The sequence below is a fragment of the Collinsella sp. CLA-AA-H167 genome (genome assembly GCF_040095305.1).
GTDB lineage: Bacteria > Actinomycetota > Coriobacteriia > Coriobacteriales > Coriobacteriaceae > Collinsella.
On sequence record NZ_JBBNGA010000007.1, the window covers coordinates 1 to 23,405 of the forward strand.

The 23,405-nt window shown below is 59.8% G+C and carries 13 protein-coding genes, 1 tRNA gene and 2 rRNA genes; 12 read left to right on the forward strand and 4 right to left on the reverse strand.

From position 1 onward, the window contains the following. The 10 genes from AAAT03_RS05710 to AAAT03_RS05755 all read left to right on the forward strand — a co-directional run. Positions 1-2,828 (forward strand): 23S ribosomal RNA (locus AAAT03_RS05710); the annotation flags it as partial. 146 nt (positions 2,829-2,974) lie between these two features. Beyond that, positions 2,975-3,090 (forward strand): 5S ribosomal RNA (gene rrf / locus AAAT03_RS05715). Positions 3,091-3,264: 174 nt separating this feature from the next. Next, complete coding sequence (gene acpS / locus AAAT03_RS05720; RefSeq protein ID WP_349102819.1) at positions 3,265-3,804, forward strand: holo-ACP synthase; 540 nt, start codon at positions 3,265-3,267, stop codon at positions 3,802-3,804. Then, a complete protein-coding gene (locus tag AAAT03_RS05725) occupies positions 3,805-5,421 on the forward strand; it encodes an NAD(P)H-hydrate dehydratase (protein ID WP_082435564.1) in 1,617 nt (538 codons plus the stop codon). It begins immediately after the preceding gene. Between the two features lie 2 nt (positions 5,422-5,423). Then, positions 5,424-6,569, forward strand: a complete 1,146-nt coding sequence (gene alr, locus AAAT03_RS05730; protein ID WP_117774251.1) for an alanine racemase — start codon at positions 5,424-5,426, stop codon at positions 6,567-6,569. Between the two features lie 8 nt (positions 6,570-6,577). Then, positions 6,578-7,198 (forward strand): uracil-DNA glycosylase, encoded by a 621-nt coding sequence (locus AAAT03_RS05735; protein ID WP_273377370.1) that lies wholly within the window; start codon positions 6,578-6,580, stop codon positions 7,196-7,198. A gap of 12 nt (positions 7,199-7,210) precedes the next feature. Beyond that, positions 7,211-7,717, forward strand: a complete 507-nt coding sequence (gene tsaE / locus AAAT03_RS05740) for a tRNA (adenosine(37)-N6)-threonylcarbamoyltransferase complex ATPase subunit type 1 TsaE (protein ID WP_349102820.1) — start codon at positions 7,211-7,213, stop codon at positions 7,715-7,717. Further along, positions 7,704-10,088: a tRNA (adenosine(37)-N6)-threonylcarbamoyltransferase complex transferase subunit TsaD gene (gene tsaD, locus AAAT03_RS05745; RefSeq protein WP_349102821.1), complete on the forward strand. Its 2,385-nt coding sequence runs from the start codon at positions 7,704-7,706 to the stop codon at positions 10,086-10,088. Before tsaE ends, tsaD begins: the two co-directional genes overlap by 14 nt. 810 nt (positions 10,089-10,898) lie before the next feature. Beyond that, positions 10,899-12,788, forward strand: a complete 1,890-nt coding sequence (locus AAAT03_RS05750) for a carbon starvation CstA family protein (protein ID WP_118227263.1) — start codon at positions 10,899-10,901, stop codon at positions 12,786-12,788. 183 nt (positions 12,789-12,971) lie between these two features. Further along, complete coding sequence (locus AAAT03_RS05755; protein WP_349102822.1) at positions 12,972-15,146, forward strand: hypothetical protein; 2,175 nt, start codon at positions 12,972-12,974, stop codon at positions 15,144-15,146. Positions 15,147-16,022: 876 nt separating this feature from the next. Here AAAT03_RS05755 and AAAT03_RS05760 read toward each other — a convergent pair. The 4 genes from AAAT03_RS05760 to AAAT03_RS05775 form a co-directional block, all read right to left on the reverse strand. Further along, positions 16,023-16,097 (reverse strand) — tRNA-Gln (locus AAAT03_RS05760). A gap of 38 nt (positions 16,098-16,135) precedes the next feature. Continuing rightward, complete coding sequence (locus AAAT03_RS05765; protein ID WP_192934558.1) at positions 16,136-17,041, reverse strand: peptidoglycan-binding protein; 906 nt, start codon at positions 17,039-17,041, stop codon at positions 16,136-16,138. A 139-nt stretch (positions 17,042-17,180) separates the two neighbouring features. Continuing rightward, complete coding sequence (locus AAAT03_RS05770; RefSeq protein ID WP_349102823.1) at positions 17,181-18,194, reverse strand: polyprenyl synthetase family protein; 1,014 nt, start codon at positions 18,192-18,194, stop codon at positions 17,181-17,183. Between the two features lie 126 nt (positions 18,195-18,320). Next, positions 18,321-20,771, reverse strand: coding sequence for a PTS transporter subunit EIIC (locus AAAT03_RS05775; RefSeq protein WP_349102824.1), 2,451 nt, complete (start codon positions 20,769-20,771; stop codon positions 18,321-18,323). Positions 20,772-20,995: 224 nt separating this feature from the next. Between AAAT03_RS05775 and AAAT03_RS05780 the strand changes: the two genes are divergently transcribed. Beyond that, positions 20,996-21,715 carry a GntR family transcriptional regulator gene (locus AAAT03_RS05780; protein WP_349102825.1) on the forward strand — a complete coding sequence of 240 codons (720 nt, stop codon included), beginning with the start codon at positions 20,996-20,998 and terminating at the stop codon, positions 21,713-21,715. 306 nt (positions 21,716-22,021) lie between these two features. Then, entirely contained in the window at positions 22,022-23,338 is a 1,317-nt protein-coding gene (locus AAAT03_RS05785) for an ABC transporter substrate-binding protein (RefSeq protein WP_055252173.1), read from the forward strand. Positions 23,339-23,405 lie beyond the last annotated feature (67 nt).

Below are 23,405 nucleotides of genomic sequence, written 5' to 3' on the forward strand. Positions count from 1 at the left end.
ATATCCCCACCCCGAACACATAGGGGCGGGGAGGACAACCCGGGGAACTGAAACATCTAAGTACCCGGAGGAGAGGAAATCAATCTCGAGACTCCCCGAGTAGCGGCGAGCGAAAGGGGACCGATGGCCAAACCGTCGAGCGGGCGTACCCGGCAGGGGTTCCGCCGACGGGGTTGCAGGGCCGCGCATCCGGGGGCTGCCGCCCCCGGGCGCAGGTCCGGCTGGGGAGCGGAACGGCATGGGAGGGCCGGCCGCAGCGGGTGACAGCCCCGTACGCGAACCCAGACCGGACGGCGCGACGCGGTCCCTGAGTAGGGCCGGGCACGTGAAACCCGGTCCGAACCTGGGTGGACCACCATCCAAGCCTGAGTACTACCCTGTGACCGATAGCGCACCAGTACCGTGAGGGAAAGGTGAAAAGCACCCCGGGAGGGGAGTGAAACAGTACCTGAAACCGTGCGCCCACGAGCAGTCGGAGCACCTATACGGTGTGACGGCGTGCCTTTTGTAGAATGAGCCAGCGAGTCGCTGGCGCGGGGCGAGGTTAACCGAAAGGGAGCCGGAGCGAAAGCGAGCCTTAACAGGGCGACTTGAGTCCCGCGCCGCGGACGCGAAGCCGGGTGAGCTATCCGTGGGCAGGCTGAAGCGGGGGTAAGACCCCGTGGAGGGCCGAACGCACGTCGGTTGAAAACGGCGGCGATGACCTGCGGATAGGGGTGAAAGGCCAATCAAACCCGGAGATATCTCGTTCTCCCCGAAATAGCTTTAGGGCTAGCGTCGCGCGTTCACCGCCGGAGGTAGAGCACCGGATGGACGAGGGGGCTTCGCCGCCTACCGAATCCAACCGAACTCCGAATGCCGGCGGCCCAGAGCGCGGCAGTCAGAGCATGTGGGCTAAGCTGTGTGCTCGAGAGGGAAACAGCCCGGACCGCCCGCTAAGGTCCCCAAGTTCCAGCCGAGTGGCAAAGGATGTGCGTCCGCCCAGACAACCAGGATGTTGGCTTAGAAGCAGCCATCCATTCAAAGAGTGCGTAACAGCTCACTGGTCGAGTGGACATGCGCCGACAATACACGGGGCTAAGCTGGACACCGAAGCGGCGGGATTTTGATTTTCAGAATCGGTAGGGGAGCTTCCCATGGGCGGTGAAGCCGCCGGGCGACCGGCGGTGGAGCGCATGGGAGTGAGAATGCTGGCATGAGTAGCGAGAGACGAGAGAGTAACTCGTCCGCCGTGAACCCGAGGTTTCCTGGGCAAGGCTAATCCTCCCAGGGTCAGTCGGGGGCTAAGGCGAGGCCGGTAGGCGTAGCCGACGCGCAGCAGGCAGACATTCCTGCACCGCGCACGCGGCGCTACGACCGACGGGGCGACGGATGGGGGTGGCTCGGCGGGGTTCTGGACGTCCCCGTGATGGAGCGCGGCCCGCGGACCAGGGAAATCCGGTCCGCACGAGGGCGAGGCTCCGGACGAAGCGATCAAGCGAAGCGAGTGAGCCCGAGGTCCCTAGAAAAACCCCTAGGCAGGCGCGTGCGCGCCCGTACCGCAAACCGACACAGGTGGGTGGGTAGAACATACCGAGGCGATCGGGTCAACCATGGTCAAGGAACTCGGCACAATGGCCCCGTAACTTCGGGAGAAGGGGTGCCCGCGCGTACGTGAACGGACTTGCTCCGGGAGCGGAGGCGGGCCGCAGTGGAGAGGCCCAAGCGACTGTTTACCAAAAACACAGGACTCTGCAGAAGCCGCAAGGCGACGTATAGGGTCTGACGCCTGCCCGGTGCCGGAAGGTCACGCGGAGGAGTTAGCCGCAAGGCGAAGCCCCGAAGCCAAGCCCCGGTAAACGGCGGCCGTAACTATAACGGTCCTAAGGTAGCGAAATTCCTTGTCGGGTAAGTTCCGACCTGCACGAAAGGCGCAACGACTTGGGCGCTGTCTCGACCATGGACCCGGTGAAATTGCACTGGTCGTGAAGATGCGACTTACCCGCGGAAGGACGGAAAGACCCCGTGAACCTTCACTGCAGCTTGGCATTGGCCGCTGGTCCCGCGTGTAGAGGATAGGCAGGAGGCACAGATCCGGAGGCGCCAGCCCCCGGGGAGCCGCCCTTGGAATACTGCCCTCGCGCGACCGGCGTCCTAACCCGAGGCCGTCAACCGGCTCGGGGACCGTGCCAGGCGGGCAGTTTGACTGGGGCGGTCGCCTCCTAAAGGGTAACGGAGGCGCGCGAAGGTCCGCTCGGGACGGTCGGCAACCGTCCTTTTGAATGCAAGAGTACAAGCGGGCTTGACTGCGAGGCCCACAAGCCGAGCAGGTGCGAAAGCAGGCTCTAGTGATCCGGCGGCCCCGAGTGGGTGGGCCGTCGCTCAACGGATAAAAGGTACTCCGGGGATAACAGGCTGATCTTGCCCAAGAGTCCACATCGACGGCAAGGTTTGGCACCTCGATGTCGGCTCATCGCATCCTGGGGCTGGAGCAGGTCCCAAGGGTACGGCTGTTCGCCGTTTAAAGCGGTACGCGAGCTGGGTTCAGAACGTCGTGAGACAGTTCGGTCCCTATCCTCCGTGGGCGCAGGAGAATCGATGGAGGCTGCCCCCAGTACGAGAGGACCGGGGTGGACGCACCTCCGGTGAACCGGTTGTCGACCAACGGCACGGCCGGGTAGCCGCGTGCGGCGCGGATAACCGCTGAAGGCATCTAAGCGGGAAGCCGTTCCAGGGATTAGTTCTCCTTCCGGTAAGGGCCCAGGTAGACTACCTGGTCGATAGACGGCAGGTGCAAGGACGGCGACGTCCTCAGCCGAGCCGCACTAATCGCCCGAGCTCTTCCGGAACCGCACCTCGCGGCCCGCGGGACCCAGCGCTCATGCGCGCGGTCCGGGCACGAGGATGCCCCCGAGTCATCTCCCCTATGCGCCATGCGGCCCCCAGGGCACGTAGATGAGACCCAGGACACCGTAACGGTGGGCGCCGCCCACCGGTCAGCGGCCAGAGCATGGGGGGCACGCCCGGTCCCGTTCCGAACCCGGAAGCTAAGCCCCATCGCGCCGAGAGTACTGCGGGGCCAGCCCGTGGGAGGCCAGGGCGCCGCTGACCGGTGGACGGCACCGAGCCGTCGGATGACTTGAAGAAGGGGGAGGCCTCGCGGCCTCCCCCTTTTTTGCGTTAACGGGTTTTGTCTCACATAGTAGCTGTGTTTTATAACCCTCGTTTGTCGCATCTTCTGTGAACGGGCTACAATAACTTAGTCTGTGCGATATGGAGGTGAACATGGCTGAAGCTGGTATCGGCGTTGATATCGTCGAGATTTCCTGTATGAAATCAATTCTTGAAAAGACGCCGTCGTTTGCTCGGCGTGTGTTTACCGAAGAAGAGCGCGCGTATTGCGATGCATCATCGCGTCCCGCTGCTCACTATGCGAGCCGCTTTGCTTCGCGCGAGGCGGTGCTTAAAGCTCTTGGCACGGGTTTTAGTCAAGGCGTGGGTCGCCAGGATGTTTCGGTAACGCGTGATAAACTCGGCAAGCCGAAGGCGCTGCTTTCGGGCCGTGCACTCGAGATCGCTCAAGAGCTGGGTGTTGTTGAGGTCGCTCTTTCCATTACGCTTACAGGAGACTTAGCCGTTGCGAATGCCATCGCCATTACCGAAGATGCTCGACCTAAGCCTAAGGAAGAAAAAGTGAGCAACAAGAAACGCGTTGCGCAGACATTTAAAGAGGCTCGCTCTGTTTTAGATGAGCTTGAACAGCTGCAGAATTCAGCATTGACGGAGCACCTGGGCGATGCTTCGCAAGATACGCTAGGAGCATAGATGAAACCGGTTTTGAGTACCGAAGAAGTCGTTCGTCTCGAGGATATCATCGAACGCGAAGGGACTTCGAAGGCCGAGCTTATGGAGCTAGCGGGTGAGTTTGCCGCCAACGAGGTCTTGAAGCTCAATCCCGATCGGGTTCTCGTTCTGGTCGGTTTTGGTAATAATGGCGGCGACGGTTGGGTTGCCGCCGATATCCTGAGCCACAAGGGTGTGGACGTGGATATCGTTTCTCCGGTTGAGCCGGATGAGATTCCTGCTGCTCTGGCACGTCATGTTGCTCGTCGAACTGCCGGCCGCGATGTGCACGTTTGCGTCGGTCCCTCGCGTGACGAACTCGAGGTTTTGATCGATAAGGCCGATGTTGTTGTCGATGCCATTTTTGGTACCGGTTTCCACGGGAATCTGCGTGCGCCGTTCTCCATTTGGATTCCTACGGTCAATGAATGCGCCGATTGTGTCGTATCCATTGATGTCCCCTCGGGCCTGAATGCCGAGACGGGCGTTGTTGATGACGACTGCATTCGTGCCGAGCGCACGGTGACGATGATTGCGCCCAAGATTGGTCTGTATAGCGCTGATGGTCCTGAGTATGCCGGCGATTTGATCTGCGGCAATCTTTACGACCGTCTTGACGAGGTCATCGATGATGTCGACCACGCCGCCGAGATTGTCGAGCCCGGTGACTTAGTTGATTACTTTGCTCCGCTACCATCGAATATCGATAAGTATTCCCGTGGCTCCGTGCTTATTGTCGCCGGATCAGCGCAATATCCTGGTGCTGCCATTATGGCGGCCAAGTCTGCAGCTCGCGCGGGTGCTGGTTACGTGGCAGTCGCGGCTCCTGACGCCTGCGCCAATCTCATTCGCATGGCACTTCCTTCGATTCCGGTCTTTGCTATTCCGTCTGATTCCCGCGGCTCCTTTGGCGCCGCTGCGCGCATGACGGTGTGCGAGATCGCAAAGAAGTACAGCTGCGTGCTGTGCGGCCCCGGTATGACGACGTCTGCCGGCGCTATGCAGGTGGTTTCGGGCTTGCTCGAGCTTGATGTACCGCTAATTTTGGACGCCGATGCACTCAACTGCCTTGCTAAGATTGCCATTGACGGTATTGATAGTAACCCCGAGATGTATCGTCGCGAGCAGCCGTTGGTTATGACACCGCACTATCGTGAGCTTTCGCGTCTGGTTGCCGGTGACGAGGTGAACGACCTCGGTACCGCGATTGCGGCCGCGCAGAAGGTTGTCTGGGCTGCAGGCTCCGACAATCTGGTGGTCATTGCCAAGGGGCCGACGACGGCTATCTGTGGCGTTGAGCGTGTGCTGCTGCCGCTCTCGGGTCCGGCTTCTCTGGCAACTGCCGGTTCGGGTGATGTTCTCGCGGGTATTTTGGCCGGCACGCTTGCCACCATGCGCGACGAGATGGATCGTTGGGAGTTGCTGTATTCGTACGCCGTCGCACTTCACAGCTACGCCGGTTTTGCCGCGGCGACGGAGTATGGTGAGAAGAGCGTCATCGCGACCGATCTTATCGACTTGATCGGTCCTGCCATGGAACTGGCGGCAAAGGATGCGCTCGAAGATCTGGGAATCATGGACGAAGGGTCGGATGACTAATCATGAATAAAGCCGATTTGACGCGCTGGTCCTGGGTCGAGATCGACCGCGGGGCGCTCCGTCGCAACACGAGGGCCTATAAGAACTTGCTGAATCCGCGTCAGCGCCTGTGCTGCGTGGTCAAGGCCGATGCTTATGGTCATGGAGCTGTTGAGTGCGCCAAGATCATGTATTCGGCCGGTGCCGACATGTTTGCCGTGGCGACGGTTAACGAGGGCGTTGAGCTCCGACAGGGCGGGATTACGAAACCCGTCCTCATCCTAAGCGAGCCGCCTATCGAGGCTATTCCGACGTTGCTCGAGTTTGATATCATGCCCTCGGTCTATACGTCTGACTTTGCTCTTGCGTATGGCGAATGTGCCGTCGCGGCGGGCAAGGTGGGCAAGTATCATCTCGCCATCGAGACGGGCATGAACCGCATTGGCGTACATTACACGCAGGTGCTCGACTTTGTCCGCGGTATTAATTTCCATCGCGGTATTCAGTGCGACGGCGTATTTACTCACTTCGCCACGGCCGATGAACCTTCGGGCTGGGACTACAAACTGCAGTGTCAGCGCTTTACCGAGGCCGTTCAGGCCATTAAGGATGCGGGCTTTGAGTGCGGTATCGTGCACTGCGCCAACACGCCGTCCTCGATGCTCGACCCCTCGATGCATTTTGATATGATTCGCGCCGGCGTCGGCTTGTATGGCATGCAGCCGTGCGAGCTGAGTGGCCGCGTGATGCAGCTTGATCCCGTTATGAGCGTCCATGCGCGCGTGACGCGCGTGGCACACCCTGCGATGGGCGAGGGCGTGGGCTACGGTTTTACCTACCGCGTACCGCGTACGCGCGTTCAGATCTGCACGCTGCCGATCGGTTATGCCGATGGCCTATCGCGTACGCTTTCCAATCGTATGGATGTGCTGTATCGCGGCGAGCGCGTGCATCAGGTTGGCAATATCTGCATGGACCAGTTTATGGTCGCCATTCAGTCCAACCCGGCACACGAGATTCCCGAGGCCGAGTATGGTGACGAGATGATCATTGTCGGCCGCGATGGCGACGCCGAGATCACTATGGACGAGATGGCCCGACTGCGCGGAACGATTAACTACGAGGTCGCCTGCGGCTTTGGCATGCGTCTCGACAAGGTCTACGTGTAGGAGCCGCTATGGGCGTCATGCACATCCCCGGCCATAGCCATCAGGCGCCGCGTGAGGTCGCACTCGAGGAGATCGAGGCCGTTCTGGGCGATTGTCACCTTTGCCAGCTTTACCAGTCGCGCCACAATATCGTGTTTGGCGTGGGAAGCCCCAGCGCCCGCGTGATGTTTATTGGCGAGGCGCCGGGCCGCAATGAGGATTTGCAGGGCGAGCCCTTTGTGGGGGCGGCAGGCGAGGACCTCAACGGCATTTTGTCGCTGGCGGGGCTCAAACGCGAAGACGTCTACATTGCCAACGTGCTTAAGTGCCGCCCGCCGGGAAACCGCAATCCGCGTCCCGAGGAAGTGCTGGCTTGTTCGCCGTTTTTGCGTGAGCAGATTCGAAGCATCTGGCCCGATATTATCGTGACACTCGGCAACCCCGCGACGCACTTTGTGCTTAAGACCGAGATTGGCATTACTAAGCTGCGCGGCAGGTTCCACCAGATGGGGCATTTTGTAGTAATGCCCACTTTCCATCCGGCAGCAGCGCTGCGCAATCCGGCATGGCAGGAGCTGCTGGAGGAAGACTTTAAGATGCTGGGCGACTATCTGGAGCGACATCCCGCGCCAGAGGACGCCTCGGAATAATAAGGAGCGTATATGTCCCTGGAGCGCCTGGGGGTAGGCACTTACAAAACGGCTAGTGCTGCCGATACGGAGTACTTTGGCGAGCTAATTGCACCGTGCCTTGAGGACGGCGATGTGCTCATCCTGACCGGTGGCCTGGGAGTGGGCAAAACTCACTTTACCAAGGGCGTCTCGCGCGGGCTGGGCGATGGGCATATGGTTACGAGCCCTACGTTTGCGCTCATGGCCGTTCACGATCAAGGTCGTATTCCGCTGTTTCACTTTGATCTATACCGCCTGGAGCATGCCTACGAGCTCGAGGATACGGGCATTTTCGATGTGCTGGGCTATGAGGGTGCTTGCCTGCTGGAATGGGGCGAACAATTCCAGGACGAGCTGACGGATGAGTATCTTTCGGTGACGCTCAGGCGTGATGAGGGCGACAGCGACGTGCGAACGATAACGCTCGAGGCGCACGGTGACCGCGCAATGGAGCTTTCCCATTTGATTGATAAGGCTGTACAAGATGAGCTTGCATAACGACAACGCGCTGGTGGTGGCGCTCGATACCTCGACCGACATGCTTGCCTGCGCGGCAAGATGGATTGATGGGCAGACGGGCGAGACGAAGCTCGTGAGTGGCGACCACATGTGTCGCCGTCACGCCAACGTTGAGCTCGTGAATACCGTTGATGGCGTGCTGGCTCAAGCCGGTCTGGATCGCAGCGATGTTGGTTGCTACGTGGTCGGCCGCGGCCCGGGGTCGTTTACGGGTGTGCGCATCGGCATCTCCACTGCCAAGGGCCTCGCGCGTGGTGCCAATGTTCCGCTGCTGGGCGTGTCGACGCTCGATGCTTGCGCTTGGACGGCGTGGAAGGCTGGCGTGCGCGGCAAGCTTGGTATCTTGGCCGATGCTATGCGCGGTGAGGTATATCCGGCGCTGTATATGCTGGTCGATGAGGGCCCCGAGCGTCAATTTGAGCGCGAACACGTGGTCAAGGCCGCCGTGGCGCTCGATGAGTGGCGCCGAGCAGCGGACTGGGACCAGGTTCAGCTGACCGGTGACGGTCTCGTGCGCTATGGCAAGCTGCTGGGTGAGGACGAGACCGTCCGCTGCGTGGAGCGCGACCTGTGGTGGCCTTCGGGCGAGGGCTTGCTGCTCGCGCACGCTGCGGGTGACGGCGATCCGGCTCGCGTCCTGCCGATTTACACGCGCCTTTCGGATGCCGAGGAAAACGAGCGCAAGCGTCTTGGTCTTGCTGAGAGTGCACAGAGCGAAATTACGGGCGTTGCCGATGAGCTCGCCGGTCGTCATCTGCAGTTCCGTCCCATGGGCGCGGCGGATGCCGAGGGCGCGAGCGCGCTAGAGGCTGCCTGCTTTGAAGGTGCCGGACACAAGGCGTGGACGCCGGGCATGTTCCTGTCCGAACTGGGCGAGGACGTCGCTGCGCCGCGTAGTTGGTGGGTGGCACACGACGACGGCAAGCTGCTGGGCCTTGCCGGCGGTATGGTCGTGGACGGTGATGTGCAGATTCTGGATGTCGCCGTCGACCCGGCACATCGCCGTGAGGGCATTGCCCGCAAGCTGCTGTCGCATGTGAGCTATGATGCCCAGATGCTCGGCTGCACTACGGCTTCGCTCGAGGTCGAGGACGGTAACGAGGGAGCGACCGCGCTTTATAACGCTCTGGGCTTTACCGAGGCTGGCCGTCGCCGCGGCTACTATGGTGCCGGCAAGGACGCCATCGTCATGACGGCTCCGCTGCCCCTGGTGCTTCCGGTCGACAATGCTTCGCCCGAGCCGACGGCGGCAGAGCAGCGCGTATGGCCGCTGCCTGCGCCTGGGCGCTCCGAGGGGGAGCGTGCCGAAATTGAGCGCCGCCGCCTAGTGCTCGCTATCGAGAGCTCCTGCGACGAGACGGCCGTGGCGATTATCGATGCGGATGGCAATATGCTGGCCAACCAGGTGTCGACACAGATTGATTTTCACGCCCGCTTTGGCGGCGTGGTGCCCGAGATCGCCTCGCGCAAACACGTTGAGGTGATTGTGAGTGTCGTGGATGCGGCGCTCGAGGATGCCGCAGCATCGCTTGGTCTTGAGGGTGGAGCCATCGCGCCGAGCGAACTCGCCGCTGTTGGCGTGACACAGGGTCCGGGCCTGGTGGGTGCTCTGGTAGTGGGCGTCGCCTTCGCCAAGGGCTTTGCCTATGCCGCCGGCAAGCCGCTCGTGTGCGTCAACCATCTGGAGGGCCATCTGTTCGCCAACCTGCTGGCGCAGCCCGATCTCAGGCCGCCGTTTATCTTCACGCTCGTCTCGGGCGGTCATACCATGCTCGTGCACGTGAAGGCATGGGGCGACTACGAGGTACTTGGTGAGACACTCGACGATGCTGTGGGCGAGGCCTTCGACAAGGTAGCCAAGGCGTTGGGTCTGGGCTATCCCGGTGGCCCCATCATCTCCAAGCTGGCCGAGACGGGCAACCCCCGCGCGATCGATTTTCCTCGCGCGCTTAACAGCAGGGGAGACTATCGTTTCTCGCTTTCGGGTCTTAAAACGGCCGTGACGCTCTACATTGAACAGGAGACCAAAGCCGGGCGCACGATTCACCTGCCCGATCTGGCGGCTTCGTTTGAGGCAGCTGTCTTTGACGTGCAGTACAAGAAGGCCAAAAACGCCCTGCATGCCACCGGATGCAAGGAATACTGCATCGGCGGCGGCGTCTCGGCCAACCCGCATCTGCGCGAGATGATGATTAAGAAGCTTGGGCGTCAGGGGATCCGCGTAACGGTGCCACCTTTGTCTGCCTGTACCGATAACGCAGCCATGATCGCGGAGGTCGCTCGCCGTAAATTCGACCGAGGTGAAATCTCGCCGTTCGACGTCGACGCCGATCCAAACATGACGCTGTAGCTGGTACGGCGCGGTCCCCGGACGGAGGGGCCGGATATAAGGTTTCCTGCTCTACAGTCCTGCGCAAGACGAAGGCCACATTAAGTGGCCTTCTTTGCGTGCGGAACTCGCGATAAACCTTATATCCGGCCCCTCCGGCCGGGGACCTTTCTGTATTGATGTAGCTTCTGAGCTGGTTTGGCGTCGACAACGTCCAGCAAGGTTAACAAGCCAGTGTCGAATTTCCGGCGTTCTTTAGCTGAAAGAAAAAGTTGGCGTGCGGAGCTTTGCTCCGCACATTTGGGATGGGAATCCCTGAGAGCCGCGGGAGCCGGGCGGCGCATATGAACTTTATCGCGAGTTCCGCACGCAAAGGAAAGCACTTAATGTGCTTTCCGTCTTGCGCAGGACTGTAGAGCAGGAAAGTTCAAATGCGCCGCCCGGCTCCCGCGGCTCTCAGGGGCATCTCTTAAGCAAAAACTGTCGTTCGGTAAAGTCCGAGGTCAGTGGCGTTTTATACCGAGAAATTCAAAAAAGTTGAAAATTCATTACATATTTGCGTTGACTTTAGGTAACTAAAGTTTCATACTCCTTTTCATCCACTGGGGGATGTGAACACGCACGGATCGTTCGCATCATGATTGAAGAGGATTTTTTAGACATGTTCACGCATCAGCTAAACATTATCAGCGTAGTAATTATCTGATGCGGGTTAGCACATACAGCTAGCCCGTACGATAACGGGCGGCTGATGAAGATGAGGGCCGTCGAGCGCAACCGACGGCCCTCATTTTTTATGTCTAGGAAGTTCTTTTTAGAGGAGGAAATGTAATGAACGGAGTTTTGCTCATGGTTGTGGCCGCGGCGGTGCTCGCCTGCGGCTATCTGGGCTACGGCCGCTGGCTGGCCAACAAGTGGGGCGTTGACAAAGAGGCCCTCACGCCGGCCAAGCGCATGAAGGACGGCAAGAGCTTCTCGCCCGTCTCCGCCTTTACCGCGTTCTCGCACCAGTTCAGCTCGATCTGCGGTGCTGGCCCTGTCACGGGTACGATCGTCGCCATGGCCTTTGGCTGGCTGCCCGTCGTGCTCTGGGTCCTCGTCGGCGGCATCTTCTTTGGCGCCGTCCACGACTTTGGTGCTCTGTACGCTTCGATGAAGAACAACGGCAAGTCGCTCGCTCAGCTCATCGAGAAGTACATCGGCAAGACCGGCCGTCGCCTGTTCCTGCTGTTCTGCTGGCTGTTCTGCATCATCGTCATCGCCGCCTTCACCGACATGGTCTGCAAGACGTTCATGTTCACCCCGGCCGTTGACGCTTCTGGTGCTGCTACCGGTGCCATCGACTTCACCAAGTCCTATGCCGCCGGCTGCGCTGGTACCATCTCCATCCTGTTCACCTTCGTCGCTATCGCCTTTGGTTGGGCCCAGAAGAAGTTCAACCTCACCGGTGCTACCGAGTTCGTCACCGGCGTGGTCCTCATGGTTCTCATGTTTGCCGTCGGTATGCAGTTCCCGGTCTACCTGGATAAGTTCCAGTGGTTCGCCGTCGTCATGGTCTACCTGGTCTTCGCTGGCGCTATGCCCATCCAGATGCTCAAGACCCCGCGTGACTACCTCACTTCCATCATGATGATCGTCATGATCGTTTGCGCTGTCCTCGGCATCGTCGTCCTGGGCGTCAACGGTCAGGCCACCATCACCGCTCCGGTCTTCACCGGCTTCTCCACTGCCTCCGGCATGATGTTCCCGGTCCTGTTCGTCTCCGTCGCTTGCGGTGCTCTCTCCGGTTTCCACAGCCTCGTTTCTTCCGGCACCTCTTCTAAGCAGGTCGAGAAGGAGCAGGACGCCGTCAAGGTCGGTTACGGCGCAATGATCGTCGAGTCCTTCGTCGGCATCCTTGCCATCATCGTCGCCGGCATCATGTTCTCCGATATGAACACCGCCGGTACCGGCGCCCTCAACGCTGGTGTCGCTTCCACCCCGTTCCAGATCTTCGCCGCTGGCATCTCCCGCGGTATGCAGGCCTTCGGTGTTGACGGCACGCTCGCTACCGTCTTCATGACTATGAACGTCTCCGCTCTGGCCCTGACCTCGCTCGACGCCGTCGCCCGCATCGCCCGCACCTCGTTCTCCGAGTTCTTTGCCCAGACCAACGATGCTCTGGCCATCGAGTCCAAGGCCGGCTATATGAAGGTCCTCGGCAACCCCTGGTTCGCCACGGTCGTTACCCTGCTTCCCGGTCTCGCCCTCGCTTTTGGTGGCTATGCCAACATCTGGCCGCTCTTTGGTGCTTCCAACCAGCTGCTCGGCGGTATGACCATGATCACCCTCGCCGTGTTCTGCAAGTGCACCGGTCGCAAGGGCTGGATGCTCTACGTGCCCGTCGCCTTCCTGCTCTGCTGCACCTTCACCTCGCTGGTCCAGAGCGCCATGGGCTGCATGACCGCCGTCCAGGCCTACGGTTTCTTCGGTACCATCCCGGCTACCGCCACCACGGCCGCCGTCTCCGTCGCCGCCACCAAGGGCCTGCAGCTCGTCTTTGCCGTTCTGCTGATGGTCCTGGGCCTCATCGTCGCCGTCAACTGCCTCAAGGAGTTCTTCGGCAAGGAGGCTGGCTCCATGCCTGATGAGGAGCCCGAGTGGTCCGAGATGGGCAAGGCCGAGTACGGTCGCGCCGCTGCCGCTGAAGCTCCTGCCGACGCCGAGGCCGCCAAGGCCTAGTCGGTCGGACGGGTTGAATCTCCCGTCTATTTGACTCGGAAAGACCGGGTCCGCAATCAAGCGGACCCGGTCTTTTTTCTTGTGAGAACAGGTGGTGCAAGGGCGTTCTCGCAGATGTTTTGCGTGGATAGGCTCGTGCGTTGTACCATATGGACGTATATGTGTGCATATGAAAGGGGCCCCGTGGCCAAGACGGTATATTCCGATAATCAAAACAATGTCGATGCCCTGGCTGAGCGTCTGAGCAGCCAGACATCGCTTTCTGCCGAGCGTGCCAAGCTGGTTGCCTACGACCTGCTTTGCCGCAAGGCGCTCAAGATTAAGTCGAGTGCGCTGGCGCAGATTTTCCGCTCCGTCGATAAGGAGTGCGACACCAAGGCGATGCGCGATGAGCTTATCGCGGCAAATATCGTGACCAAGATCGAGGGTAGTGGCATTAACGGGCGCCCGGCGTTCTATACCATCAATGCCGAGATCCGCGATGCCCAGGAGCAACCTGCCGAGTCCGTCGAAGATTTTGTCGTCGAGGATTCCGCTGACGTGCCTGCTGTGGAAGAAGTTGCTCCGCGTGAGCATGTCGATACCGATGAGTTGCTCGATGAGAACGTTGTGCGTGCCTTTACGGCCAAGGCAGGACGCGGCGGTTTTGGCGGGGGCGGCAAGCGCGATGCACAGCGCCGCGCCCAGCAGGAGCGCTTCCGTCGCGCCGTTGCTCGAAAGGGCGAGACGGATGCCGAGGCTGTTGAGGCCGAGGTTGCTGCCGAGTCGCAGAAGCCCACGAAGGAGCAAAAGCCCGTGGAGGCCCAAGAGCCCAAGCGCCGCCGCGGTGCTCACTTTAAGGCTGCACAGCAGGGTGCCGCGCGTGAGGTCGAAGAGTCTTCTGAGGTTGCAGACGATGTTGAGGAGTCTGCCAAGAAGGCTCCGGGTTCGTGTCGTCCCGGCCGCGGTTTTGCGGGACGCGCGTATCCCGTAAAGCGTCAGGAGAAGGGCGAGTCGGTTTCGACCACCCAGGACGAGAAGGCCGTTGAGCCGGCGGCTCGCGAGCAAAAGCCTGTTGAGCCGCAGCTTGAGGCTGATGCCGAGGCCAAGGGCCAGCAGCCTACTGATGAGCAGACGGAGCGGGGCGCGTCGAGCAAGCCTCGCCGCCGTCGCCATCGTGGGGGCCGCAGTTCCCATGCCGAGACTGCAGCCGAGAGGACCACGCCGCAGGACGAGGATGCGAAGGCCGAGGTTTCTTCGGGGCAGCCTAAGCGCCAGCCGGCGAAGGAGAGCAAGTCCGATCGTCCGCAGAAGCAGGCGTCTATGCCGAAGCGCGAGCGCAATTCCCAAGGCGATTCTAAACGCAAGTCTCAGAAGAAGCCGGAGTCTTCCGCAGCAGGTACTGCTGCCCAGCAGCCCGAGCCGGCCGTCCACGGCGAGGTATCGGCGTTTGCCCTTGCCCGCGTTTTAGGCAGGCAGCTGCTCAAAGTTGTTCCTACGCCTACGGCGCTCTCTAAGATCAAGGAGCAGCAGACACAGATCGTAAAGGTCGAGGGCAAGGACGGCAAAAAGGCTCCGCAGCGCACTCAGCACAACGAGATGTCCAACCGCAAGATTGCCGAGGAAATCGCAATCATCCAGGCTTGGATCGAGCAAAACCGAGGTGCCGATACGCCGGTTGCCTCGCGCCGCCAGCGTGCCTACCAGATTTTTAACGACGAGAAGGCTTTTGACGGCAAGCACGGTGAGCGTCTAATTCGGCGTATGACCGAAAAGGGCATCAGCATGCAGGCGATTAAGGTCGCCCCCAACCGCCCCGTGCACTTTACGGGTTTCTTTACGCTGGGTGCCGATAAGCCGTTCATTATGGTCGAGAACCTGGACACCTATGACGAGATCGTCAAGCTCCTGCGCGGCCGCAAGCACGCTAAGCTCTTTGGCATCAAGGTGGGCGGCGTGATTTTTGGCGGCGGATGCAAGGCGAGCGTCTCGCATGCCCTGGACGATTATCTGGCTGAGATCGGCTATCGCTTTAACTACGTCTACTACGTGGGCGATATCGACCGCGAGGGCGCGCGCATCGTCGAGCAGGCTCGCAATGCCAATGTGGTTGAGATTCGCCTGCATGCCGGCATGTACCGCGCCATGCTCGCCGAGCATAAGCGTCGCGTGAAGGCCGGCGGCGAGTGCGAGCCCGCGGCTGCCAACCAGGGCGTGCCGCAGAACTTGGCGGCGACGATCAAGGATCTGCCCATGGTCACGCGCGTGCAGTTCCGCAATGTGCTGCGCGAGGGCGGGCGCATTCCGCAGGAGATTCTGATGACCGCCGACTATCGGGATGGCGACTCGGGAAGCTTCGACCGCATGCTGAACAACTAAATTCCGCCGGCCCCGGGAGAGCGGGGACACCGGCTTAGGTTTCCTGCTCTACAGTCCTGCTCACGACGGAGGCCACATTAAGTGGCCTCCTGTTCGTGCGGAACTCGCGATAAACCTAAGCCGGTGTCCCCGCTCTCCCGGAGGCTGTCGTGGCTTGGCCGTTGCACGCGGCTCGCTTTTCGGAACGGGGCTGACGGACACGTTCCGAAATCTACCACCGTCGCTGTGCAGGGTGTCTATAAAGAGCCGTGGCCAAAAAACATCAAATATGAGTACTGATACTCTTTTAGTAGCAGTAATTTTGACCACATTTAAGGTGATTTGACGTGTCGATCGAGCAGATAAGCTGCCGTATCTCCTCAAGTGTTCATTAAAGGAAGACCTTGATGCGAATAAGTCTCATTAAGATCTTCTTTTATTAACGGAAATAATGTAGCTACAACGGTAACAGTACTCATATTTGCCGTTTTTTGGCCACAGTCCTTTGGAGGGTCCTCGAAAATAGTCCCGAGCCGGCACTTGGGGACGTTCCTATAATGTCGGCACTTAGGAGCGTCCCCAAGTGCTGACACCGCGTCTGCCTGCGGCGGCCGCGCCCCGCTGCGTCGCTCCGCATCCTTGCGGGTTCGGATTCCTCCGCTTGGCGGCGTTGGCTCGATTTGCTTGACGTGAGGGGCTCTTGGCTGGTGTGGGACGGAGGGATTCCGCGTCCGCCTGGTCGGCGGCCGCGCCCCGCTGCGTCGCTTCGCTCCTTGCGTGCTGCGCTGGAAAACGCTTCGCGTTTCCTCAGCTCCGCACCCTTGCGGGTTCGAATTCCTCCGCTTGCCCACAAGAAAGCGCCCTGGGCCGTTATGGGCTTAGGGCGCTCAGTTTTAATGGCTGGGACGGAGGGATTCGAACCCCCAACAGCCGGCACCAAAAACCGGAGTTCTACCGTTGAACTACGTCCCAATGTGTGGTGTTGCCCAAAAGCAACTCGTCTAGTTTACCTAATCTGCGAGGGCATCGCAAACGCCGTCGAGTAGGCGTACGGCGAGCGTCTGCGCGTCGCTGGCCGTGAAGGTGCCGTTGTAGCGCGTCATGCCCGTGAGCTCAATGCGAATGCGAGCCGGCTTCTGCTGCGCGGCGACATTGGCGGTACGGATGCGCTGGGCCAGGTTGTGGCACTCGGCGAGGGCGATCGTGGCGCGCGGGGCGGCGTCTGCAGGCAACTCGTCGCTTGCAATCTCGAGCACCAGGTCGACATCGGTCGGAACCTCGGAATCGCAAAGCATCATGCCGCTGCTGTCGGTCGTCGCCGTGGCGATGTTCCACATGCGCGATGCTACGCTGCGCGCGATAGGGTCCTCGCCGATGACGGCAATCTGGAAACGCTCGAGCACGTTGGCGGCGCGCGCAAAACCGATGCGAGACTCGGCTTCGGTGACCGAGGGCTTGCCCTCCCACACATGGTGCAGGCGGTTGATGTAGGCGTAGGTGTCCTGGAAGGCCATGCCGTCGGCAAACAGGCCGACATTTTCCTGGAACTGCTGCAGGGCGGCCTCGGTATGCGGACCAAAGTAGCCGTCGTCTTCGCCACAGGCAAAGCCCAAAACGTTGAGAGCGCGCTGCAGGGCCTGCACATCGGCGCCATGGAAATTGGGCATGCGCAGATACAGAGTGCGGTCGCCCAGCTTATACGAGGCGTCGACCAGGGCGCTCCAACAGGGGATATCGACGGCATAACCGGCCGCAAGGCCGCTATCGAGCCTAAACGTGCCAACGGCCTGCTCGGTGGTGGTGCCAAAGCGCTTGTCGGCGACCTCGTCGGCATCGATGGCGTAACCGAGCTGCAGAAGGCGGGACTGAACATCCTCGACGGCTGCTCCCTGCATGCCCGTGGTAATAGGTTCCATGAACGAACCCCTTTCGGCGTACGATTCGTACTATTTTGAGCGCGTGTCGGATAGACAACGCGAGACAATGCATAAACATGCACTCAACAGTGTAGCAACTTGTACCCAAACGCGCTGCCCACAGGTTTTGTGACCCCCGCTAGTTGAGGCGCTCCACAAAGAAATCTGCCATGGAGAGGAACAGTTCGCGTGCGTGCGGGTCAAGCTCAACGTTCTCGATGGCAGCCTTGGCTTTTGCGGTCAGGTCCAGCGCGTAGGCGTGAGCATATTCGATGGAGCCGGTCTGCTGGAAGATCTCCACGGCGCGCGCGAGCTGCGTGGGGTCCTCGGTGCCCGAGGAAAGGATTGCCTCGACCTCGTCGTGATGGCGCTCATCAGACAGGGCGTGCACGGCAACGAGCGTGCGTTTGCCCTCGGTGATGTCGGTGCGGAAGTCCTTGTTGGCGGCCTCTTTGGTGCCGACCAAGTTGAGCAGGTCGTCCTGAATCTGAAAGGCAAGGCCGGTGTGCAGGCCAAAGGCGCGTAGCGCCTCGACCTGCTCTTCGCTGCCGCCGCCGATAATGGCTCCGGCGGCAAGCGGCGTGGCTCCGCTGTAATACGCGGTCTTGTGCGTCGCCATGTCCAGGTAGTCATCAACCGAGATATCAAAGCGCTCGTCACGGACCCAACCCAGGTCAAGCGCTTGACCCTCGATGGTGCGGACGATCATCTCGGTAAGCTCGTGGAGCACACGCAGCTTCACGTCGGACTCGAGCGTGGGATCGTCGAGAACCGTCTTGGTGACCATGGTGAGCGCCAGGTCGCCACAATTGATGGCGAGCCCCGTGCCCTCGGTAAGGTGCATGCAGGGCTTGCCTCGACGAAGCTGTCCGTTGTCGGCGATGTCGTCGTGGATGAGCGCACCCGACTGGAAATGCTCGATAGCTGCCGCGGCGCTGCGGGCGCTCTCAAAGCTACCGCCCACTGCGGTTGCGGCGAGCATGCAGATAAGCGGGCGGTGGCGCTTGCCGGCGTTGGCCGTAAAAGCCGAGAGCGGCGCGTACAGGTAGCGTTCGATATCGGCAGAGGTCGCCTGTCCGTCAAAGAACGTGGCCAGATAGGCATTAATCTGGTCAAAGTGCTGGGCTAAAAAGCAGGTAAACGGACTGGACACGGGTTCTCGCATTCTTTCTTAGGTTGCATCGATGTAGTGTGCAGGCAACATATTGCCACATTGTGCCTGCCTGCGTGGCAGGTTTGGGGATTTAAGGCAACGGCGCATGTCGGACGAGTTTCGTAGTTAGACCAGTCCAAAGTGCTCGAGCGCCTTGACGACGCCATCTTTGTCGACCGAGTCGGTGATGTAGTCCGCGCGCTTTTTGAGATAGTCCGGTGCATTGCCCATGGCGATGCCGACGTCGACGGCGTTCATCAGCGAGATGTCATTGCTGGCATCACCGATGCCATACACCGTTCCATGGTTGGGGTCGAGAGCGTCGAGTACGGACTGGATACCCTCGCGCTTGGTGCATTCGCGAGGCGAAATCTCGGTCACTTCGAGCTCGAGCTCGTTAAAGCAGAGCAGCGGCTCAAACGCTTGATCCTGAGCGATGCGGTTGGCAAGCGACGTGGACATTAAGATCTTGTAGGCGCTGTAATGTTGCAGCTGCGTAATTGCATCGCCCACGGTGCGGGCGTATCCGGGGGCGTCGGGCGCATCGGCACTCATGCGAACGACGCCATTGAGTCCCTCAAAACGAATCACTTCGTCCGATTGCTCAAGAATGGGAGCAAGGCGCTGCAGCATGCCGGGCGTCATCGCCAAATCGCGAATCACGTGTCCCTCAAGTTCGACATAGCCACCCGCGAGGCAGACGATGCCGGTCCAAGGCAGCTCGAGCAGCTTTGGATGGATGCAGCTCAGCGTGCGCCCTGTGCAGATAAACGCCATATTGCCCTTGGCGACAAAATTACGGATGGCTTGCGAGACCGCTTCATTGGGATAGGGGGAGAGGTCTCGCTCGCTCTCGGGAAGCTCTTGTGCCACTCGAGGGTCTTGCCAGGCGAGTGTTCCGTCGATATCGAAGAAGCAGATATCGCCGCGCTTATGGGCTGCGCTGGCGGCAGGGGAGGCCGAGGTGGTGGGCACAAATCCCGGCTCGAGGCCCATGATCTGGTCAAAATGCTCTTTAACGCGGGGAACGGAGATGCCGATAATCACCTGGGCGGTCTTGCCCGTAATGATGAGGCCCTTGGCGCCCACCGCGACAAACGACGCGTTATCTGCAACGATGGAAGGGTCTGCGACCTCGACGCGCAGGCGCGTGGCGCAGTTGGTTGCGCCCACGATATTGCCAACGCCACCTAAAAGCTGAATTACCCGCTCAGCGAGGACGTGATCTTGATCGGATTGAATACTGACCTCGCCATTGGGAGATTGCTCTTTGGCAAAGCCGCTTCCCGTTAAACGATCGATTGCCGCGCGATTGGAGACATGATCCTCGCGGCCCGGCGTCTTAAGGTCATAGACCAAGATGAGTGCTCGAAAACTAACAAAAAAGATGAGGCTAAACATCAGACCGATACCGAGCGCCAAAAGGTAGGAGCCGGCATGCATTCGCATGAGTGGGATGAAGTTGAAGGCCGTCATTTCCATGAGACCGCCCGAGAAGATGCCGACGATGCCAAAGAAGTTCATGGTCATGGCAAGGCAGGAGGACAGGACGGCGTAGAGCAAAAAGAGTCCGGGATAGGTGAACATAAAGAGAAACTCGAGCGGCTCGGTGACGCCGCAGACCACCGAGGCGACGATGGCGGGCAAAAGGATGACCTTAAGGCCGGCGCGGCGTTCGGGTTTGGCGGTGAAATAGAATGCTGCCGCGATGGCGGGAAGGCCAAAGAGCTTGCCCCAGCCGGTGGCGGTAAAACCTGCCCAGGGCGCAAGTTCATTTAAAGGGCGCGTGCTATGGGAGAGAATGGGGAGCAGGTTGGTCCACGTGGCGTAAATACCGTCGTGAATGACCAGATTGTCGTAATAGATGGGCATATAGAGCAGATGGTGCAGCCCCATGGGCTCGAGCGCTCGCTCCAAAAACACAAAGATGCCCACGCCGAAGGGGCCGACGCCCGCAAGTGCGTGGCGCAGCGTTTCGGTCACAGCGTATGCGAAAGGCACGATGGCGGCCGAGATGGCGGCAAGGGCAAACACGGCAAAAAAGCTGATGAGGTAGACCAGCGAGGAACCCGAGAAGGTGCCGAGCCAATCGGGAACCTTGGCATCGTAGAAGCGGTCATGGATCGCGACGACGGTTGCCGACACCGCCAGCGGGCCGATAATGCCGGTGTCGAGCGTCTTGATGCCGTCGATGACGGTGATGCCGCTGGCGGGGGTTAAAGACGACGGGTACTTAAGCCCAAGGTTGTCTCCGCTCAGCTTAATGATCTCGCTCAAAAAGAAACAGTAGGCAAAATAGGCTACGAGCGCCTCGAGGCAGCAGCGTGCCGGTTGCTTTTGGGCAAGGCCGATAGGCAGCGCTACGGCAAAAAGGAGTGGAAGGCGCTTAAAGACCGTCCACGAGCCGCGCTGAATGATAGTCCAGAAAACGTACCAGGGGGTTCCGTATACGGCGAGGTCGCCGACGATATCCACGGTCGTTGCGAGGGCGGAGATGCCGACCATGAGGCCTGATATAGAAAACAGCATGGCGGGCGCGAACATGGCTCCGCCAAAACGTTGGATTTTCTGCAGCATAATATGCCTTTCGGATGCAACATGCTGTGCGAGCGAGAACGTTTAAACAATGAACTCATTGTAGAGGACTGGCTGCTTGCCGCATTGACGGCTTTGATTCGGTCCGATTTGGGTTTCGGGGGAACCGTCGACGGTAAATAATCCGTGCTTTACCGATAATCGGTTTAAACAACTTTAAGAAATGCTATCGTGCCTAGCCATACATATTCATTAGAGGTGAAATCATGCCAAAAGCGATTTACGAAGGAATCTACCGCGAGATCCGTTCGCGCATCATCAACGGGACCTATGCGTTTCAGGAGATGCTGCCAACCGAAGCCGAGCTGACCGCGGAGTTTGGCTGCACGCGCAATACCGTTCGACGCGCCTTGAGCATGCTGACCGACCAGATGTTTGTGCAGCCTATACACGGTAAGGGCGTGCGCGTTATTTGGCTTAAGGGCGAAACCGACATGCTGGGCGCACTCGAAGAGGTTGAGTCGTTTGGCGAGTTCGCAAAACGCAACAATGCCGTCGCATCGACCGAGGTCAAGTCTTTTGAACATTTGATTTGCACTGAGCAACTCTCACGTCGCCTGGGCTTTAAGGTGGGCGAGGAGCTGATTCGCGTAGTGCGTGTCCGAAGCCTCAACGGCAGCGCGCGCCAAGTGGACCATGGCTACTTTTTGGCGTCGATCGCCAAGGGCCTGACCCCCGAGATCGCGGCGGATTCTATCTACGGCTATCTGGAGCACAAGCGCGGCGTCAAAGTGATGGCGAGCCGTCGTACGGTGAGTGTCGAGCTCGCCAACGATGAAGACTGCAGCTATCTGGACCTCGGCAAGTACAACTGCGTCGCCGTTATGGAGAGCCAGTCGTACACCTCGGACGGCATCTTGTTCGAGGTCACGCATGCCCGCACACACCCCGAGATCTTCCATTACCGCGTCAATTCCAAGCGATAGCCGGCTAGCTCGCAGCCTGACGAGACTCATTCCCTCAAAGCGAAAACGCCCGGTCAAACCGACGATGCATCGGCTTGATCGGGCGTTTTCTCTGCATTCGATAACAGATAATTGTTTATACAAAACTTGTCAAGTATCAAGTCGAAATTACCGTTCACCGAAGTTTTTCTACCGCTCTAGTAATACTTGTTCAAACAACTAGCCAAATAGCGTATTGTACAAATCAGCAAAAGGGGCAAAGTCCCCGAGCCAATCTCCGAAGGCGGCGGCAAAGGGTGCCGCCACGGTGTGAAAGGGTGGATTGTAATGAAGAACGAAATGAGCAGAAGGCAGTTCCTGGGCTTTGCTGGTTCCGCGGCTGCGGTTCTTGGTCTGGGCCTCGTGGGCTGCGGTGGTTCTGCCGGCTCTGGCTCCTCTGCTTCTGGTGACGCTGCCGAGGTCTACTTCCTCCAGTTCAAGCCCGAGGTCGACAAGGAGTGGAAGGAGATCGCCAAGGCGTACAAGAAGGAGAAGGGCGTCGAGGTCAAGATCGTGACCGCCGCCTCCAACACCTACGAGGAGAAGCTCAAGTCCGAGATGTCCAAGAGCTCCGCTCCGACGCTGTTCCAGGTCAACGGCCCCACCGGCCTTAAGAACTGGAAGGACTACTGCGCCGATCTTTCCGACACCAAGCTCCGCGGCGAGCTCATCGACGACTCCCTGGCGCTGCAGTCCGACGGCAAGGATCTGGGTATCGACTGGGTTCAGGAGAGCTACGGCATCATTTACAACAAGGAGCTCCTCGAGAAGGCCGGCTACAAGGCCGAGGACATCAACTCCTTCGACAAGCTGAAGGCTTGCGCCGATGACATCCAGGCCCGCAAGGACGAGCTCGGCGTTGACGGTGCCTTCACTTCCGCCGGTATGGATGACTCCTCCAGCTGGCGCTACACCACGCACCTCGCCAACCTCCCGCTCTACTACGAGTTCGAGAAGGAGCACAATCAGGAGGACGACGAGATCAAGGGCGAGTATCTCGACAACTTTAAGCAGATCTTCGACCTGTACATCACCGACTCCACCTGCGATCCTTCGCAGCTCGCCTCCAAGACCGGTGACGACGCCACCAACGAGTTCGCAACCGGCAAGGCCGTCTTCTATCAGAACGGCTCTTGGGCCTACGCCGACCTCACCAAGGCCGGTATGACCGACGACCAGCTCGGCATGCTGCCGATCTACATCGGCGTCGACGGCGAGGAGAACCAGGGCCTGTGCTCCGGCGGCGAGAACTACTGGTGCGTCAGCTCCCAGGCTTCCGAGGATGCCCAGAAGGCCACCGAGGACTTCATGTATTGGTGCGTCACTTCTGACACCGCCACCAGCATCATCGCTGACAAGATGGGTCTGACCGCCCCGTTCAAGAGCGCTAAGGAGACCACCAACGTCTTCTCTCAGCAGGCCGTTGCTATGGCCAAGGACGGCAAGAAGACCGTCGCTTGGGACTTCGTTTACATCCCCTCCGAGGAGTGGAAGAAGAACCTCAAGCAGGCTCTCATCGCTTATGCTGCCGACAACACCAAGTGGGACGGCGTCAAGAACGCCTTCGTCGATGGCTGGAAGACCGAGAAGGCTGCTTCCGAGTAAGCAGTTGCTGCCCAAGCTATCTGATTAGCGACAGGGGGCGGGCAGACGTAGGTTTGCCCGCCCCCTG